Origin of the sequence: Streptomyces sp. NPDC059037, assembly GCF_042740015.1 — a bacterium.
Taxonomy (GTDB): domain Bacteria; phylum Actinomycetota; class Actinomycetes; order Streptomycetales; family Streptomycetaceae; genus Streptomyces.
The window spans coordinates 1-16,303 of the sequence record NZ_JBHYIG010000225.1 but is presented as its reverse complement, the minus strand read 5'-3'; the positions used below and the strand labels follow the sequence as shown (position 1 = coordinate 16,303).

General features: G+C 66.7%; 7 protein-coding genes and 2 pseudogenes. 4 read left to right on the top strand and 5 right to left on the bottom strand.

The window, feature by feature from the left end; all coding sequences use genetic code 11:
* The first annotated feature begins 698 nt into the window (after positions 1–698).
* Together ACFWY6_RS33785 and ACFWY6_RS33780 are read left to right on the top strand one after the other, a co-directional pair.
* On the top strand, positions 699–2,354 hold the full coding sequence (locus tag ACFWY6_RS33785; RefSeq protein WP_384698681.1) for an N-6 DNA methylase: 1,656 nt from the start codon (positions 699–701) through the stop codon (positions 2,352–2,354).
* Entirely contained in the window at positions 2,347–3,204 is an 858-nt protein-coding gene (locus tag ACFWY6_RS33780; protein WP_384698678.1) for a restriction endonuclease subunit S, read from the top strand. Before ACFWY6_RS33785 ends, ACFWY6_RS33780 begins: the two co-directional genes overlap by 8 nt.
* A 169-nt stretch (positions 3,205–3,373) precedes the next feature.
* On the opposite strand, the gene ACFWY6_RS33775 is transcribed toward ACFWY6_RS33780, so the two are convergent.
* Complete coding sequence (locus ACFWY6_RS33775; RefSeq protein WP_384698675.1) at positions 3,374–3,556, bottom strand: hypothetical protein; 183 nt, start codon at positions 3,554–3,556, stop codon at positions 3,374–3,376.
* On the opposite strand from ACFWY6_RS33775, the gene ACFWY6_RS33770 reads away from it, so the two are divergent.
* Positions 3,555–6,629, top strand: a complete 3,075-nt coding sequence (locus tag ACFWY6_RS33770; protein ID WP_384698672.1) for a type I restriction endonuclease subunit R — start codon at positions 3,555–3,557, stop codon at positions 6,627–6,629. The two genes, ACFWY6_RS33775 and ACFWY6_RS33770, sit on opposite strands and share 2 nt — an antisense overlap.
* A 120-nt stretch (positions 6,630–6,749) precedes the next feature.
* Complete coding sequence (locus ACFWY6_RS33765) at positions 6,750–9,260, top strand: class I SAM-dependent DNA methyltransferase (RefSeq protein WP_384698669.1); 2,511 nt, start codon at positions 6,750–6,752, stop codon at positions 9,258–9,260.
* 876 nt (positions 9,261–10,136) lie between these two features.
* Here the strand turns inward: ACFWY6_RS33765 and ACFWY6_RS33760 are convergent.
* The 4 genes and pseudogenes from ACFWY6_RS33760 to ACFWY6_RS33745 all read right to left on the bottom strand — a co-directional run.
* Positions 10,137–10,421, bottom strand: a pseudogene (locus tag ACFWY6_RS33760) (tetratricopeptide repeat protein); the annotation flags it as partial.
* A 59-nt stretch (positions 10,422–10,480) separates the two neighbouring features.
* The gene (locus ACFWY6_RS33755; protein ID WP_384698667.1) at positions 10,481–11,938 is read right to left on the bottom strand and encodes a DUF6177 family protein; all 1,458 of its coding nucleotides are present in this window, start codon (positions 11,936–11,938) and stop codon (positions 10,481–10,483) included.
* Positions 11,935–15,942: a type VII secretion protein EccCa gene (eccCa, locus tag ACFWY6_RS33750; protein WP_384698663.1), complete on the bottom strand. Its 4,008-nt coding sequence runs from the start codon at positions 15,940–15,942 to the stop codon at positions 11,935–11,937. Before eccCa ends, ACFWY6_RS33755 begins: the two co-directional genes overlap by 4 nt.
* A pseudogene (locus ACFWY6_RS33745) lies at positions 15,939–16,303 on the bottom strand (type VII secretion protein); the annotation flags it as partial. The pseudogene ACFWY6_RS33745 and the gene eccCa, both read right to left, overlap by 4 nt.

Below are 16,303 nucleotides of genomic sequence, written 5' to 3'. Positions count from 1 at the left end.
CGCACCAACCACGGGCATCCCCCAACTCCATCCGACTGAAGATCATTTACGGGACAACCCTTAGGCGGGGGCCGTTTCCCCGCGTTTCCCGCGGAGTCACTGGGGATTTCGGGGAGCGCTGGGGGAGTGCGGGCGGACAAAAGGCGGCCGCATGCGAAACGCCGTATCCGCAGCTCAGGCACCCTGCCCGCCCCATCACCCGAGGTCACCCCTCCCCAGGGCTAAACTCCGGCGTACAGCCCGACTCGTCTGCTTTTACGGCCCTGACCTGGGGGTTTTCCCGGGGAGGGGCCGTTTGCTGTTTTGCGGGGTGTGCCCGGCTGAGCTGGGGTGTTCCCGGGAATTCCCGCTTGGTTGTGCATTGGGCGTGCGTTGATCTTGGGGGCTGCTGGGGGTACTTGATGGAGTCGAGGGGCCCTGCCGAGTCTGAGCCAGTTTGCTCGCTGCGGCTGGTCTTTGACAGGGCTGTTCGTGGCGCAACCCGTGTGACCTGGGGAGATTCGCTTACGGTGACCAGGCCGGGGCATCTGTCGAAGACGCGGGTCGGGTGACGTCGTGGGGTTCCGGTCCTTGGGAGTAGCTCCCTCGAGTCATCTGACCAGCCCTCTGAGGCTGAGCGTTTGATGTTCAGCTCCGAGGAGAAGGTCCGTCTCATACGCTGTGACTCAGACGCGGAGACGCAAAGATCCAGTCTCAGTGTGTCCGCGATCGCGCTCGGTTCGGAGCGTGGGTGCTGGTCGTCGTCTGCAGGTCGCTGCTGCTTGCCGTATCGGACTCCCGAAATGTCAGTGCCCTCCTCCATAATCGGGGCACCGTCTTCAACGAAGGACCTCATCTCTGTGACGATCACCCAGCACGAGCTCGAATCCCGGCTGTGGAACGCCGCGAACGCGCTCCGCGGCCCCGTCGACCCGGCAGACTTCAAGACCTACGTCTTCCCCATGCTGTTCTGGAAGTGGATCAGCGACACCTGGGTCCACGAGCACGACGCGGCGTTCGATGCCTACGGCGACGACCTCGACGACGAGATCGAGGCCGACTTCCACCGGTTCGAGCTGCCCGAGGGCACGCTATGGAGCGAGGTCACCGAGAAGTTCACCAACCTCGGTGCGGAGATCGCGAAGACTTTCCAGCGAATCGAAAAGGCCAACCCCCGCTCGCTCGCCGGCGTCTTCGGCGACGCCTCGTGGGGCAACCAGGAGCGCATCCCGGAGTCGGCCCTGCTGGGGCTCATCCGAGCGTTCAACAAGATCAGGCTCGACCCGTCGACGGTCTCGCACGACCTGCTCGGCGCGGGCTACGAGTACTTGCTGAAGAACTTCGCCGACGAGTCGGGCAAAAAGGCCGGCGAGTTCTTCACGCCCCGTGAGGTCGTGAACCTGCTCGTCGGGATCCTCCAGCCTGAGCCGGGCGAGTCCGTCTACGACCCGTCCTGCGGCTCCGGCGGGATGCTTGTCGCGACGATCAACCAGCTGCGCGAGTCCGGCAAAGACCACCGCACGCTCAGGGCGTACGGCCAGGAGATCAACCTGACGACGGCCTCGATCGCCCGGATGAACCTGTTCCTGCACGAGATCGAGGACTTCGACATCAAGCGCGGAGACACCCTCCGCGCTCCGGCGTTCAAGGCCCCCAACGGCGCGGTCCGCCACTTCGACACCGTGATTGCCAACCCGCCCTTCTCGCTGGCGAATTGGGGAGCGGACCGCTGGTCCTCGGATCCGCGAGCCATCTGCGGCGTGCCGCCAGCGAAGAACGGCGACTACGCCTTCGTCCAGCACATGGTCTCGTCGATGAAGCCTGGATCCGGTCGTGTCGGCGTGGTGATGCCCCACGGCGTGCTGTTCCGCGGAGGCGCGGAGGCGAAGATCCGCCGGGGCCTCATCGAGAAGGACGTTCTGGAAGCCGTCGTCGGGCTGCCGCCCAAGCTGTTTTATTCGACCGAAATCCCGGCATGCCTATTGATCTTCCGCGACCAGAAGCCAGTTGAGCGCAAGGATCACGTGCTCTTCATCGACGGCTCGGCGGGGTTCACAAAGGGCAAGAAGCAGAACGTGATGTCCGAGGATGACGTCAGAGCTGTCATCGAGGCATACCAGGCAGGCAGCGACTCAGCGCGTGAAGGCGGTGCGGACGTCCGGCTGGTGCCGTTCGAGGAGATCGAGCAGAACGGCTTCGACCTGAACGTCGGCCGCTACATCAAGGTCGCTGCAGAAGAGACCGCCGATCTGGGCACCGCGCTCGTGGCGTATGCCGACGCCCGGCAGCACCGCATCGGCACCGAGGCTGTCATGTTCGAGCGGCTCGCAGCGGCAGGCGTCGACCTGAGCGTGTTCGGGGTGTCCAGTGAGTGAGTGGGAGCGGGTCCGGCTCGGCGAGGTCATCGCGCTGGACGTCGACGCGGTCCCCATCACGGCGACGGACTCCTACGACATCGTCGGTGTCTTGAACCGTGGTCGGGGCCTGTTGTTCCGGGAACCGATCGCTGGCGATGAGACCTCGTACAAGACGCTGAATCTCATCCGGCCGAACCAGATCGTCTACAGCCGCTTGAAGGCGTTCGAAGGAGCGATCACCGTTGCTCCGAACGATCTGGGCGAGGTCTACGCGTCGCAAGAGTTCCCGACGTTCACGTGTGGCGAGCGAATGCTTCCCGAATACTTCCGACTGCTTACGACCACAAAACGACTGTGGGAGCAACTGCAGGCGTTGTCGACCGGCATGGGCGGCAGGCGTGAACGGGTCAAGCCCGCTGACTTCTTGACGATTGAAGTCGCTCTCCCGTCCTTGTCGGAGCAGTTCCGCATCCTCGATGTCATGGCAGCGGTAGACGCGCAGATTGACGGGTTGGATGTCGAGAAGCAGAAGGCAGCCTCATTGCTGGCACTCGTTCGCAACGCGCATCCGGAAGGTACGGAACACGATCTACGCAGCATTGTTTCCAGAATCCAAGGCGGAAAGAGCGTTCAGGCTTCGGATGATAAGCCGCGAACTGGAGAGTCGGCTGTCCTGAAACTGAGTGCAATCCAATTGGGCGCTTTCGTGGCCTCCGAAGCGAAGCGACTTGTTGACCTGACGGGTTACACCAATGCTCACCTAGTGGCAGAGGGTGACCTCCTGATCACTAGAGCCAGTGGTTCATTCGATCGCGTCGGGTATGCCACCATCGCGCGAAATGTACCCCCCCCAGACCTACCTGCCTGACCTTATCTGGCGAATCCAAACAAAGCCCGAAGTCTGCCAGGCGACGTTTCTGGCGCATCTGCTGTGTTCCCCGTCTGTGCGCTCAACTATCACAGCATCAGCGCGCGGGACCGCATCGATGAGGAAGATCAATAAGGCCCTTTTGGGTTCTCTGCGCCTGCCGATCCCGTCACTTGAGGATCAGTCCAAGTACGTTCAGCACTGTGATGCTGTCGCGTTCGCAGTAGAAGACCTGGATCTGGAGCTCGGCAATCTCCGCGCTTTCCGCTCCGCGCTCCTTGCCTCCCTCCTCAACCAGGAAATCGAGATCCCGGAGGCGTACGACGCTCTGCTTGAGGAGGTGTCCTGACATGGGGTGGACGGAAGCGAGCACGATCCAGCGTTCGCTGCTCGAGTGGGCGGAGGAGGCTGGTTGGGGGCGTTTCCAAGGGGACGAGTTGCCGCGCGATGAGCATGACGTCATCGTCGAGGATTGGGTACGCGAAGCGTTGCTCGCGTTAAACCCGGAGCTGGTCGACGACCCTGAGTCGGCGGACCTTGTTCTGCATGAGCTCAATCAGGCGGTCCTCGATGCGCACAACGGTCTCGTTGCGGCCAACGAGCGGCTGACCGTGATGCTTCGTGGCGACCACTCGTTCACGACGATCGACGGTAGGCATGTGCCTCGTCGGCTGATCGACTTCAAAGACCTCAACAACAACCGCTTCACCGTCGCCGACGAGGTCACCGTAAACGGTGCCGCCAAACCGCGCCGGTTCGACGTCGTCTACTACGTCAACGGGTTCCCGCTGGTCGTTGCCGAGACCAAGACGCCTGTGAAGCATCAGGTCTCGTGGGTCAACGCCGCGAAGGACCTTCACGACGTGTACGAGGAGGAGTACCCGAACTTCTTCGCGACGAACGTCTTCAACGTCGCCACCGAGGGCCTGGAGTTCCGCATGGCCCCGGTCCGTGCGGTCCCGGACCCCGACTCCGAGATCTGGGCCCCGTGGGGATCCACTGAGGACGACCCCAAAACAGTCACGGGCCCGGCTCGTGTCGAGCGGGCCGCGCGCTTGCTGCTGCGGCCGGAGACGATCCTGCCGATCCTCAAGGACCTGGTGATGTTCCGTCACGCTCGGGACGCCTCCGAGGCCGACATCAAGTTCTTGCCTCGTTACCCGCAGTTCGAGGCGGCACTGGCGATCCACGCCAAGGTGCTCGCAGGCCGTCCTGGCGGACTGATCTGGCACCACCAGGGATCGGGCAAGACCGAACTCATGGCGTTCACCGCCGCCCGTCTGCTGCGGGACGACGCGGTGACGAAGAAGTTCGGGAGCGCACCGACGGTCATTGTGATCGCCGACCGCAAGGATCTGGTCCGGCAGACGGCGGAGATGTTCGAGACTGCCGGCATGCCGCGGATGACGGTGCCCCGCAACCGGCGCGAGCTGCACGCTCTGCTGCGCAGCGGTGAGCCGGGCGTGGTCATCACGACGGTGCACAAGTTCGCTGAGGCCGGCCACCTGAACAACCGGTCGAACATCGTGGTCCTCGTCGACGAGGCGCACCGCTCGCAGGAGGGGAAGTTCGGCGACGCGTGGCGCGCGGCGGTGCCGAACGCGAAGTTCTTCGGCGCGACGGGTACCGCGATCAAGGACAAGGACCGTTCGACGTTCAAGCTGTTCGGCGACCCTGACGACCCGGACTTTGTGATGTCGCGGTACACGCCGGAGCAATCCATCGCCGATGGGTTCACCAAGCCAGTGATCGTGGAGGGCCGGTCTGTCAGGTTCAACCTCGACAAGGAAGCTTTGGACGAGGCCTTCGACGAGCTGGCGACGGAGGAGGACCTGGACGAGGAGGAGAAGGTCTTCCTGTCGGGGAAGGCTTCTCACATCGAGACGATCCTCTCCAAGCCCGAGCGTGTGGCTGCTGTGTGTGCCGACATCGTCGACCACTTCCTTACCTATGTCGCGCCTCTGGGGCAGAAGGCTCAGGTCGTGGCCTACAACCAGCGCCTTGTGATCGCGTACACCAGGGCCATCGAGGCCGAGCTGGAGCGCCGTGCTGCAGTCATGCCGGACGGACGACTCCGTGAGGTCGGTGTGGTGATGCACGTCGCCGACAGCAAGGCGACCCCCAAGGAGCACAAGAAGCACCTGCTCACTCCGGAGCAGGAGGAGGCGCTCAAGCGCCGCTTCAAGAAGGTCGATGACCCGATGTCGTTCATCGTCGTCACCGCGAAGTGGATGACCGGCTTCAACGCGCCCATCGAGGGCGTGCTGTATCTCGACAAGCCCGCCAAGGACACGAACCTGTTCCAGACGATCACGCGTCCCAACCGTCCGTGGAAGAACCCTGTCACCGGTCAGCGCAAGGACTTCGGGCGGGTCGTCGACTACATCGGGCTCGCGAAAGCCATCGGCAAGGCAGTCGTCGGCCCGAAGGTGAAGGACGACGAAGCGGACGAGCTCAACGTCACCGACGCCTCCAAGCTGGCGGGGAAGTTCGTCGCTGACCTCACGCGTCTGCTGCATCTGTTCGACGGCATCGACACCAGTGACTCGTCGTTTGAGTCGCTCGCCGAGGCTCATGAGCGGATCCCCGAGGGTGGCGCGCAGCGCACCGAGTTCATCGAGACCTACGTCGCGCTGCAGACGGTGTGGGAGTTCCTCGACCCGCACCCGATGCTTCGGCCATTCAAGGGGCAGTACTTCTGGCTCGCGAAGGTGTACGAGTCGATCCGGCCCAAGGACGTCTCCAAGACGTTTCTCTGGGCACGTCTCGGCGCGAAGACCACTGACCTGATTCACAGTCACATGACCGATGTGGGCGTGAAGTCGATGCCGTCGAAGACAGTCACGCTCGACGCTGCCGGCCTGGCACTGGTCAAGAAGATCGCCGAGCAGCTGAAGCTCTCCGAGCAGCAGATGCCAGAGTCGAAAGCCGATGACGTGTACCAGGAGGTCCTCGACTCCATCGAGGCGCGCCTCAGGCGTCGGCTCGCCGATACCGAGAGCCCGGCGTACCGGTCGCTGGCGGAGCGGATCGAGAAGCTTCGTGCCAAGGCGATCGAGAACGTCGAGGACTCGCTGGCGTTCCTCGAGGAAGCGCTGAAGATCGCTCAGGACGTGGTCGCCGCGGACCGGGCAGCGGAACGGGGCGACCAGGGGGCGCTCGACCGGCTGGCCGATCCGAAGCGTGGGGCGCTCACTCAGATCGTCGCGGAGAACACGCCGCCCGGGCTGCACAAGATCGTCCCCGATATAGCCTCGCGGATCGACTCGATCGTCGTCGAGGTCGTCTATGCCGGTTGGAGCGCGAGCGACGTGGGTGACAAACGCGTCCGTCGCGAGCTGCGTTCCGTCCTGAGGGAGTACAGCTTGCCGATCAAGGGCGAGCTGTTCGACCGCACGTACGAGTACGTGCGGGAGAACTATTGAACGACGTCCCGACCGCGACCATCGCAAAGATTGCCCAAGTGCTGGGGCTGAAACTGGAGTTGAAGTGACTCTGCTTGGAACATGTGAGGCAAGCGCCGCGCCTCAGATTGCGTCGGCCTCATGAGAGACGCCCATTTGGCGGTTCGATACGTTTTCCAGAGCTCCAAGGGCTCACCGTATTCCGGCAAAGACCGCAGCGACCTCGGGGAATGGACCACGAGCCCCTCCTTGGCTCGCGCCCTCGCCGTCGGGTGCCTAAGTCGCCTGGATCCGAGCCTTTCGTCCGTCGACATCTGGGATCCCGCGGCCGGTACCGGCTTCGCTGGCTCCCTCCTTGTAGAAGCGCTAAGGTCGGCCGGAATGCGGGTCCGGTATCGCGGCCAGGACATTAACGAGGCTGTGGTGTCGGCGAGTCGGCACCGCTTCGAGGATGTTCCCGACGTCGAGCTCGCTGTCGGGAACACGCTGGAGCACGATGAGTTCGAGGCCTTCGCAGCCGATCTGGTGATCGTCGATGCGCCGTGGGGCCTGCACTGGGCGAGGTCAGCGCAGCAGGTCGAGTCTCGTCGGCGCGAGGGTGCTTTCGGGTTCGGCGTCCCGCAGAGCTCCGACAGCACGTGGCTCTTCATCTCTTTGGCGCTGGAGAAGCTGCGTCCGGCCGCAGAGGGGGGAGGACGCGTCGCAGCTCTGGCCAGCCCCAGCGCGCTAAGCGCGGGCGGTGCCAGCGGTGCCGTCAGGCGACGCATTTTGGAAGCCGGTCTGCTCGAGTCGGTGACGCGGCTGCCCGAGGGCCTGGCACCGAACACATCCTTACCCTTGTACCTCCTGACTTTCACCAACAGATCTGGCGAAGCTGGACGAGGCAAGGCGATGATCGCTGATCTGCAGACGCAGTTCACCACCGAGCATCGGCAGCGGACGATGCCGGACTCCGCGTTTCGCGAGCTCGAGTCTGCTCTGAGGACGGGAAAGCATGGACCCCGCAACCGGAGCATCGTGCTTCAGAAGTTCATCCGCAGGGAAGCGCGGCTCTCGCGACGCTCCAGTGAGGGGCACCTGCTCACGTGGCGTCTCGCGACGTACGGCGACACGGCGGTAGACGCCCAGCTCCTGGAATCTCGCTACGGTCCGGGTTCCGATGTGTCGGTCGACGAGGAGCCGCGCGAGATCTATGACCTCGACCCCAGCCGCATTTTCGGGGACGACGCTCGGGAACTGCTGAAAGACATTCATGATAAGGGGTGGTCGAGTCGACGCCTGAGCGGCCTCATTGCGGCTGCCCCAGAAAAGGTCATGGAACCGATCCAAGAAGCCCGCGAGGGGCAGCTGTTCATCCCGACAACTCGAGACGGGAAGGCCTCGGCTGAGGTGCCCGACAGTGAGACCAAAGGTCGGGTCCTCTCGATCCGGCTCGCAGGCGATCTGGTCGAGCCGGACTTCTTGACTGCTTGGCTCAACTCGGAGCTGGGGATCTCGAGCCGACGCAGGGCGATCGACGCCAGCAGCTCGGGCACGCATGTGAAGGCGCTGAGATCGAATACCAATTCGTTGATGCGCTGGGCCGACGAGCTCATCGTTCCGGTGCCTGGAAAGGCGACGCAGCTCGCGCTCGCTTCAGCGGACGAGCGACTCGCCTCGTTCCAGGCCGAGCTCAGCAGCCAGCGAGAAAGCGTTTGGGAATCGCCCGAGAATGCGGGGGAGGTGGTGAGCAAGATCGCAAACGCGTTCGACGACTCGCTCGCCGCATGGTTCGAGCAGCTTCCCTTTCCCGTCGCATCGGCGCTGTGGACCGCTGAAACGGCGACTTCACTCGGCGACCGGCTAGAGGCGTACCTCCATGCTTGGGAGGCCCTCGTAATCTTTCACGCGACGGTGCTGCTGTCTGCCGGCCGAAGTGATCCGGGCAGTAGCGCCGAGGTCGAAGCCGCCATCCGTCGGGCTTTGCGCGATCAGCACATTGGCATCGAGCGGGCCTCGTTCGGGACCTGGGTGGTCATCCTGGAGAGGACCTCCAAGAACCTTCGTCGTGCTCTCGAGAGCGGTGACTCGGACGAGGTTGCGCGCATTCGCGCGGCGTTCGGTGACCTCGGTGAATCCGCGATCGAGCGTCTGATGTCGAAGGGCGTCGTCAGCAAGTTCAAAGATCTGAACGTCAAGCGCAATCGGTGGCGCGGCCACGGAGGCCACACGTCCGAGGAGGAGCGGAGAGTAAGAGTCGATTCCCTGGTCTCGGACCTTCGCGAGCTTCGCGGGCTTCTCGGCAACGTCTGGGCGCAGCTTTTCCTCGTCCGTGCAGGGAGTGCCAAGCGCAGGCACGATGGCTATGTCCAAGCCGCAGAGGTTGCGGTCGGTACTCGCTCCCCGTTTGTCACCAAGGACTTCCGGGTGGGCGACGCCATGCTCGACGGCGAGCTATACCTGGTGCGAGATGGATCGCAGGCTCCGCTGCGCCTTAGCCAGTTCGTCCAGCTCCGCGCGTCTCCGCGCAATGCTCAGTACACGAGCTACTTCTACAACCGCACTGAAAAAGCCAGGGTTCGCATGATCAGCTATCAGTACGGGCCGGAAAGCGAAGTGGAAGTCGATGCGGAGGACTTCCGCGACGCGTTCGGAGCGCTGACGCCGGGATGAGGCTCACGCTCGAACTGATCCTGCGCAGCGCCGGCATTGACCTCGCGGATGCTCAGGTGATCCGGCACGCATTCGTGAAGGAGCACGGGGACACCGGCCTGTAGGGCATCCACGCGGCCTCGTCGGACGACGAGATCCTGGAGTACACGAGCCAGCAGTCGTCGAAGCCCCGGATCTTCCCCGCAGTCCCGCCGCGCATCTGGGTTGTGTTCGTCCGCGAGGGCTGCGACCGGGCCCCTCTGGCCGGTCGTGGAGAACCGCGGTGAGGTCTCGAACGACGGCGTTCTCCGGACGCTCGAACGGGTCGTCTCCGGGCGAATGGTGACCTCAGGAACCGGCTCGTCATCGGATGGAGGTCTCCGCGCACCTGGCGGCTCAACGGCCCCACGGCTGCGGGCTACCTGGTCATGGAGCCCACGTCGTCCAGGACACCCAAGCGCGAGGCCAAAAGCCACATGGACCGACTGCTCACGAAGAGACGCCCCGGTCGTCAGTGACCGCCCCCGCTGATGTCAGACGTAGATGTCAAGGCCCGCCATCTACCAAAATTGGTAGGTGGCGGGCCTTTGAACTACTGCCCCCGGGGCGGTCCGGACTGGATCTGTACGGAGTGGAGGTGATCGGCAGTTGTTGATCTCATCTGTTGTCGGGGTGGCACGTCCGGCCCAAAGGGGGCGTCCTGACGCAACTTGGAGGGGGGCTCAACCTCGGCTTGGTGCGACCCTCACTAGCGCCAGGCAAGGTTGAGGCGCAGAAAACGCTTGACGACTGAATTGAGTTCCCTCAACTCGCCGGGGTCGGAGAATACGCTTGACGGTAAATGGTCCGTAGGTAGAGGGCATTCTTGTCATGCGTGGAGCCGGTACGGGGGCTGGCCCCTGCTGCCTGGTGCGGCGGGGACGTCGGGGCTTGTGCGGGTTGGGGTGTGACGTTCTGCGGGGGTGCGGATGTACTGGAGGGGCTCATGGCGCGGGTCATGAGGTCGCGTACGAGCGGATCGCCCGGTGCGTGCTGTAGCGCGACGGCCGCCTCCGTGACAGCCGCATCGTGGTGACCCGCGTCCAGCAGCAGCTCTGCGAGGTGCACCCGCAGAGGAACGTCACTGGGGGCCGCCGCGACGGCTGTGCGCAGGCTTTGGATCAGAGGGGATTCCTCCGGCATGGGCGACTCTCTGGGTAGGTGATGAGTGGGGTGGCCCGGTGTTCCCTGGTTTCCTTGGTTCACCGGGGTGCCCTGGCAGATCCCGGGGCGGCTTTGAGGTGCTGGGTGAGCTGCTGGAGTGCGGTCCAGGCGGTCGCGTCGGTGCCGTCTCCCAGGGCGTAGTGGAACGCGGGCCGGGCTGCAGGGCCGAGTTGGGCGGGGCGGGCGCCGGCCTGGGGGTGTTGGGCGTGTGTGCGGCCGATCTCGCGCACGGCGTCCGCGCCGAGGGTGAAGGAGAGGGGGATGGGCGGGGCTTCGAGCCTGGGCGGGACGGTGAGGTCCCCGTCGGCGGTGCGGAGTGTGGTGAGCATGGAGGTCAGGCCGTGCTCGGTGGCGAGGGTCTCGGCGAGTGGGGTGAGGGTGTCCAGGGGCGGGGTTTCGTCGGCGGCGTATCCGAGGGTGAGGATGATGTGTTCCTCGATGCCCGCCGTGGTGTGGGTGACGCGGGTGGTGGCGATGGCCGGGCGGTCGGGGGTGCCGATGGTGGTCAGCCAGGTGGGGGCGTTCTTCTGGGCGCGGGTGCGGGCCAGTTCGGTCATCTGGCGTCGGGACCAGGGCAGGCCGATGGGTTCGGCGGTGGACCATCCGGCCGGTGAAGTGCCGGTGAGGGCCTGCCAGGCCGACTCCAGGGCGCCGCCGAGCAGCAGGTGTTCATCGGCGGCATGGGTCGTGTGAAGGGAGAGGCCCAGCTGGCGCGCGCCCAGGGTGTCCGGGGAGTCGGTGGCGGGCCGGGGTTTGAAGGCTTCCGCCACCCGGGCCTTTCCGTCCGCGGACTTCACCGGCGTGAAGTGGCCGTCCTGCCAGTGGAGTTCGGCGCCGGAGAGGCCGTCGTAGTAGCCGCAGTCGGGGTCCTGGACGACCCAGCGGTTGGGGTGCCCCTGCAGCGCGTTGCGGGTGGGGAGCGTGAGGCTTGCGCGGGGTGGGGTGACGATCTGCAGGGCCAGGTCACCGTCGGCGGCGGTTCGCAGGGCGTCAGCCAGCCAGCTGGTCATTGCCACGACCGGGCGGTCCTGGATGACGACCGCGGCCTTGTCCGTGAGGACGTCGACCGCGGGAGGTGCCGACTCCGGTGCCGGTGTGGCGGTGGCGGTTTCGGGGGTGAGCGGGACGACCTCGGTGTGGGCCGCCTCCGGCGGCCACACGGTGCCACCGAGTACCGCGGCCAGTCGCCCCGCGAACGAGCCCGCGAGCCCCTCGCCTTCCTCGACGGCGGTGGAGGCGCGGGCCTCGGTCCACCAGAACGGGACGTCGGGAGCGGCCACTTCGGTGCCGAGCAGGCGCTGTGCCTCGCCGGGGACATGGATGAGCAGGGGCGCTTCGACGGAGACGAGCGGGCGGCCACCCGGTGTGCAGAGCTGGACGACGGCCCCCTCGTTCACACTGGCTACGCCCAGGTCGGGGCCGCCCGCGAAGAGCCCGGCGAGCAGGGTGTTGACGTCGGGCATCTTGGGCGTGAGGGCGATGACGTCCTTGGTCACGGCTGGCGGGTCTCCGTGTCGCTGTCTGTGGTGGTTTCTGCGGCGAGCGCCGTCTGGATGAGCTGGTGGCGGCGGCCGCGGCGGATCAGGGTGCCGCGGCCCGGGGGTTGGGCTGAGGCGTAGAGGCCGGGGAAGAGCTGTCCCTCGGTGCGGTCGCCGGTCATGAGGAGGGCGGTGGTGCCGGTCTCGCGCAGCGTGGTGAGGAAGGGCTCGTACAGGGCGCGCGAGGCTCCGGCGACGCGGCGGGTGACGATGAAGTGCAGGCCGATGTCCTGGGCGGAGGAGATGTAGGGCAGGAAGGGCGCCAGGGGTTGTTGGCCCGCGGTGGTGAGGATGTCGTAGTCGTCGACGAGGATCACGATGTGCGGGCCGGTGAAGGTGGGCCCGTCGGCGATGGCGTCCGGGTCGGCGGTCTCGGGGAGGCGCTTCTCCAGTTCGCCCGCGATGCCGGTGGCGAGGGCCTGGGCGAGTTTGGCGTTGTGGGCGTAGCCGCCGCGGTAGGGCTCGGGGACGACGCCGCGCAGGCCGCGGCGCGGGTCGAAGACGCCGAAGACCAGGTCTTTGTCGGTGTGGCGGTCGATGAGCTGTTGGGTGATGAGCTTGAGCAGGTTGGTCTTGCCGCATTCGTTGTCGCCCAGGACCAGGAGGTGCTGGTCGCCTCCGAACAGGTCGAGGTGGGCGGGGGCGAGGTTGTCCTGGTCGACGCCGAGCGGGATGCGGGCGGGCTCGGCGGTCGGCGAGGGCAGTTTCGCGGCAGGGAGGGCGGTGGGCAACACCCGTACGGGTGCGGCGAGTTCGCCGTGCCAGCTGGCACGCAACGTACGCCCGGCGCGTTCCAGGGCGGGCCCGAGGTCGCCGGTGGACGGTTGGCCGTCGATGCGGGGCAGGGCGGTCTGGGCGAAGAGTTTGGTGTCGGTCAGGACGCGGCCGGGGGTGTCCGCGGTCAGCGTCTCGGACAGTTTGCGGTCGACACTCGAGTCCGAGGGGTCGTTCAGGCGCAGTTCGACGCGGGTGCCGAACATGGACTGGGTGGCGATGCGTACGTCGTTCCAGCGCAGCATGCCCGCAACTATGTGGATGCCGTAGCCGCTGCCGCGCTTGAGGAGGTCGGCGACGGTGTCGTCCAGCTCGGCGAACTCGTCACGCAGGGCGCCGAATCCGTCGATGAGCATGACGATGTCGGTGGAGCCCAGTTCAGGCAGCTTGCCCTGGCCGCGCAGGTGGCGCAGTTGGTCGACGGAGTCGATCCCGTACTCGCGGAAGAGCTCTTCGCGCAGGGCGAGTTGGGCGCGGACCTCGGCGACGGTGCGTGTGGCGCGCTCGTGGTCGGCGCGGCCCGCGATGCCGCCCACGTGCGGCAGCCCGGCAAGGGCGGAGAGGCCGCCGCCGACCAGGTCCAGGCCGTAGACGGCGACGTCGGCCGGGGTGTGGGTCAGGGCCAGGGAGAGCGCGACCGTGCGCAGCAATGTCGTCTTGCCGGACTGGGGGCCGCCGATGAGCGCGGCGTGGCCGCCGGCGACGGTCAGGTCCAGGATCCAGGGTTTCTGCCACTGCTTGGCCGGGTCGTCGAGGACGCCCAGGGGTATCTGCATGGCGCCCGCGCCGGTGGCGAGGTGCAGTCCGCGCTCCGAGGCCTGCACGGGCCCGGCGGCGGCATCGAGGGAGATCGCGGAGGGCAGCGGGGGCAGCCAGATGCGGCGCACGGGCGGGGCGGCTGTGCACAGTTGGTCGACCATGGCCGTCAGGACGGTCGGGCCGGTCTCCCGCTCCCGCATCGAGGGTTCTTCCGGCGCGCCGGTGGTGGGGTCCTGGCCCGTGTTGTAGGTGGGGTAGGGCCAGGCGAGCGGTTCCTCGTTCGTCTGTTCGCGCAGGGCCGGGCTTCGGTGGGCGCCGGAGACATAGCCCGCCTTGAACCGTTCGTACGTCGATGTGTCGACCTTGAGATAGCCGAAGCCCGGCAGCGGCGGCAACTGGAAGGCGTCGGTGGTGTCCAGGACGGTGCGTGATTCATCGGCGGAGAAGGTGCGCAGGCCGAGCCGGTAGGAGAGGTAGGTCTCCAGGCCCTTCAGCTTGCCCGATTCGATGCGCTGGCTGGAGAGCAGCAGGTGGACGCCGATGGAGCGGCCGATGCGGCCGATGGAGAGGAACAGGTCGATGAAGTCGGGCTTGGCGGTGAGGAGTTCGCCGAATTCGTCGATGACGACGAAGAGGTGCGGCAGGGCTTCCAGCTCTGGTTGCTTGGCGCGCAGGGCGGCGTAGTGGCCGATGTCGGCGACGTTGCCCGCGTCCTTGAGGACCTGCTGGCGGCGCTTGACCTCCCCGGCCAGGCTGGTGTGGACGCGCTCGACGAGTCCGGCCTGGTTCTCCAGGTTGGTGATGACCCCAGCGACGTGCGGGAGTTCGGTGAAGGGGGCGAAGGTGGCGCCGCCCTTGTAGTCGACCAGGACGAGCGCCAGATCCTCTGGGGAGTGGGAGGCAACCAGGGCCAGGACCAGGGTGCGCAGAAGCTCGCTCTTGCCGGATCCGGTCGCGCCGACGCACAGACCGTGCGGGCCCATACCCAGTTCGGAGGACTCCTTGAGGTCCAACAGGACTGGTTCGTGGCGGTCGTTGAGCCCGATGGGTACGCGCAGGAAGTCGCGTTCGCCGCGTGGCGCCCAGAGCCGTGCGAGGTCAAGGGCGGCCGGGTCGTCGATGCCGAGGAGGGTGGGGAAGTCGACGGGTCCGGAGATCGGGGTGCCCTCGGCGGCGGATTCGGCCGACAGGCGCAGCGGGGCGAGCATGCGGGCCAGCCCTTCGGCGCCGGGCACGCTGACCGTGTCGGTGGTTCCGCGTCCGGGCGTCGCGTTGGGGGTGCGCAGGTCTTCGACGGTGACGCGGTTGTCCTCGACGGTGATCCGGACGCTCACTTGGTCCGGCTCGTGGACCTGCTGCTCAAGGAGGTGGAGCACGGTCACGCCCATGGCGGTGAGGTCAACGGCGGTGTCCGGGCGGGGGAGTTCGGTGGCCGTGCTGCCATGGCAGTCACTGACGACGAGGAGCCGGTCGTTCATCCGCAGGGCGTTGCGGTCGGACAGGCCGCGGCGTACTTCGGCGGCGTAGGAGGAACGGCGGCGCAGGTCCGGGGCACACTGGCGGGCGAGCTGCGTGAGGTCCGGGGCGATCCGCCGCGCGGCGACCGGCCCGTCGTCCTGCTGGGGATCGAGGATATGGGGCAGCCACTTGGCCCACTCCCACTCCTCCAGGCGTTCGCCGGGTACGCCGAGGGCGATGGCGACGTCGTCGGGCGCGTGGGTGACCGCGGCCTGGATCAGCAGGGCGCGGGCCACCCGGAGCACGTCCTCGCGCTCGCCGATGATGCTGACGTTGCCGGCACGGTCCAGCGGGGCCGTGAGGGGGAAGTCGGTGGCGGTGGTGAACCGGTGCTGCAGGGCACGCGCCTCGTTGAGCATGAAGGGGTCGGGCGGGGTCAGCACGCCGCTGCCGGAGTTCTGCCCGATGGTGAGCTGTTGTACGGGTACGTCGCCGGTGCCGAACCGCACGCGCAGGAAGTCCGCGTCCAGGCGGCGCCGCTCCCACAGTCGTGCCGGGTCGCGCACGAGGTCGTACAGCGCTGTTGGAGGCGGATTGAGGACCCGCGCCTGCTGCCTCAACTCGCGCTCGACGGCGCCCAGTTCCTCGCGCTGTTCCTCGACGTACTCGAGATAGCGCTCACGCTGGGTACGCCGGGTGCGCTGGGCCTTGCCCCGCTGGGAAAGGAACAGGGCGACCGCACCCAGCAGGGCGAAGACGAGGACGATCGCGCCGACGGCGGCGAACTGGCTGTTGCGGATGACGGTCATCATCACGACCGAGCCCATGACGCCCGCCATCGGCAGGAGCGCGGTGGCGGCGTTGCCCATCTTGCCCTCGGGCAGGTTGGGCGGCGGCTCGATGGTGCGCTCCGGGGTGGCCGAGAGGGGCCGGGTGGAGCGGGCCGGGCGGTGGACGAGGCGGTGGGTCATCGCACCCGCACCGCCCGCCCCATCGCCTCGGCGGCCAGCCGGACGGCGGCGTCGCGGGAGTTCTGGCCGAGCATGCCGGTGTGGATGGGGCCTCCTTGGGCCAGATGACGGTCGTAGGGGAGGGGGACCACGGCCACCCCGGTCTCGCGCAGATGCGCGGCGGCCGTCTTCAGATCGAGCGTCGTGTCGGGGGAGTTGGCGGACAGCGCGACCACGGTGGTGGCCAGGGCCGAGTGCGGCAGTTGGGCCAGCCAGTCCAGGACCACGCGGGTGCCGCCCACGCCCTCGGCGGTCATCGGGGCGACCACCACGCGCGCGTGGGCGGGGTCCAGCGCGGTGCGGGCCACCGCGCCCGGCCGCG

What these genes read in the sequence shown, in the direction of transcription:
- ACFWY6_RS33770 (WP_384698672.1), top strand. Translation starts at nt 3,555, where the DNA reads ATGGGGTGGACGGAAGCGAGCACGATCCAGCGTTCGCTGCTCGAGTGG.
- ACFWY6_RS33775 (WP_384698675.1), bottom strand. Translation starts at nt 3,556, where the DNA reads ATGTCAGGACACCTCCTCAAGCAGAGCGTCGTACGCCTCCGGGATCTC.
- eccCa (WP_384698663.1), bottom strand. Translation starts at nt 15,942, where the DNA reads ATGACCCACCGCCTCGTCCACCGCCCGGCCCGCTCCACCCGGCCCCTC.
- ACFWY6_RS33765 (WP_384698669.1), top strand. Translation starts at nt 6,750, where the DNA reads ATGAGAGACGCCCATTTGGCGGTTCGATACGTTTTCCAGAGCTCCAAG.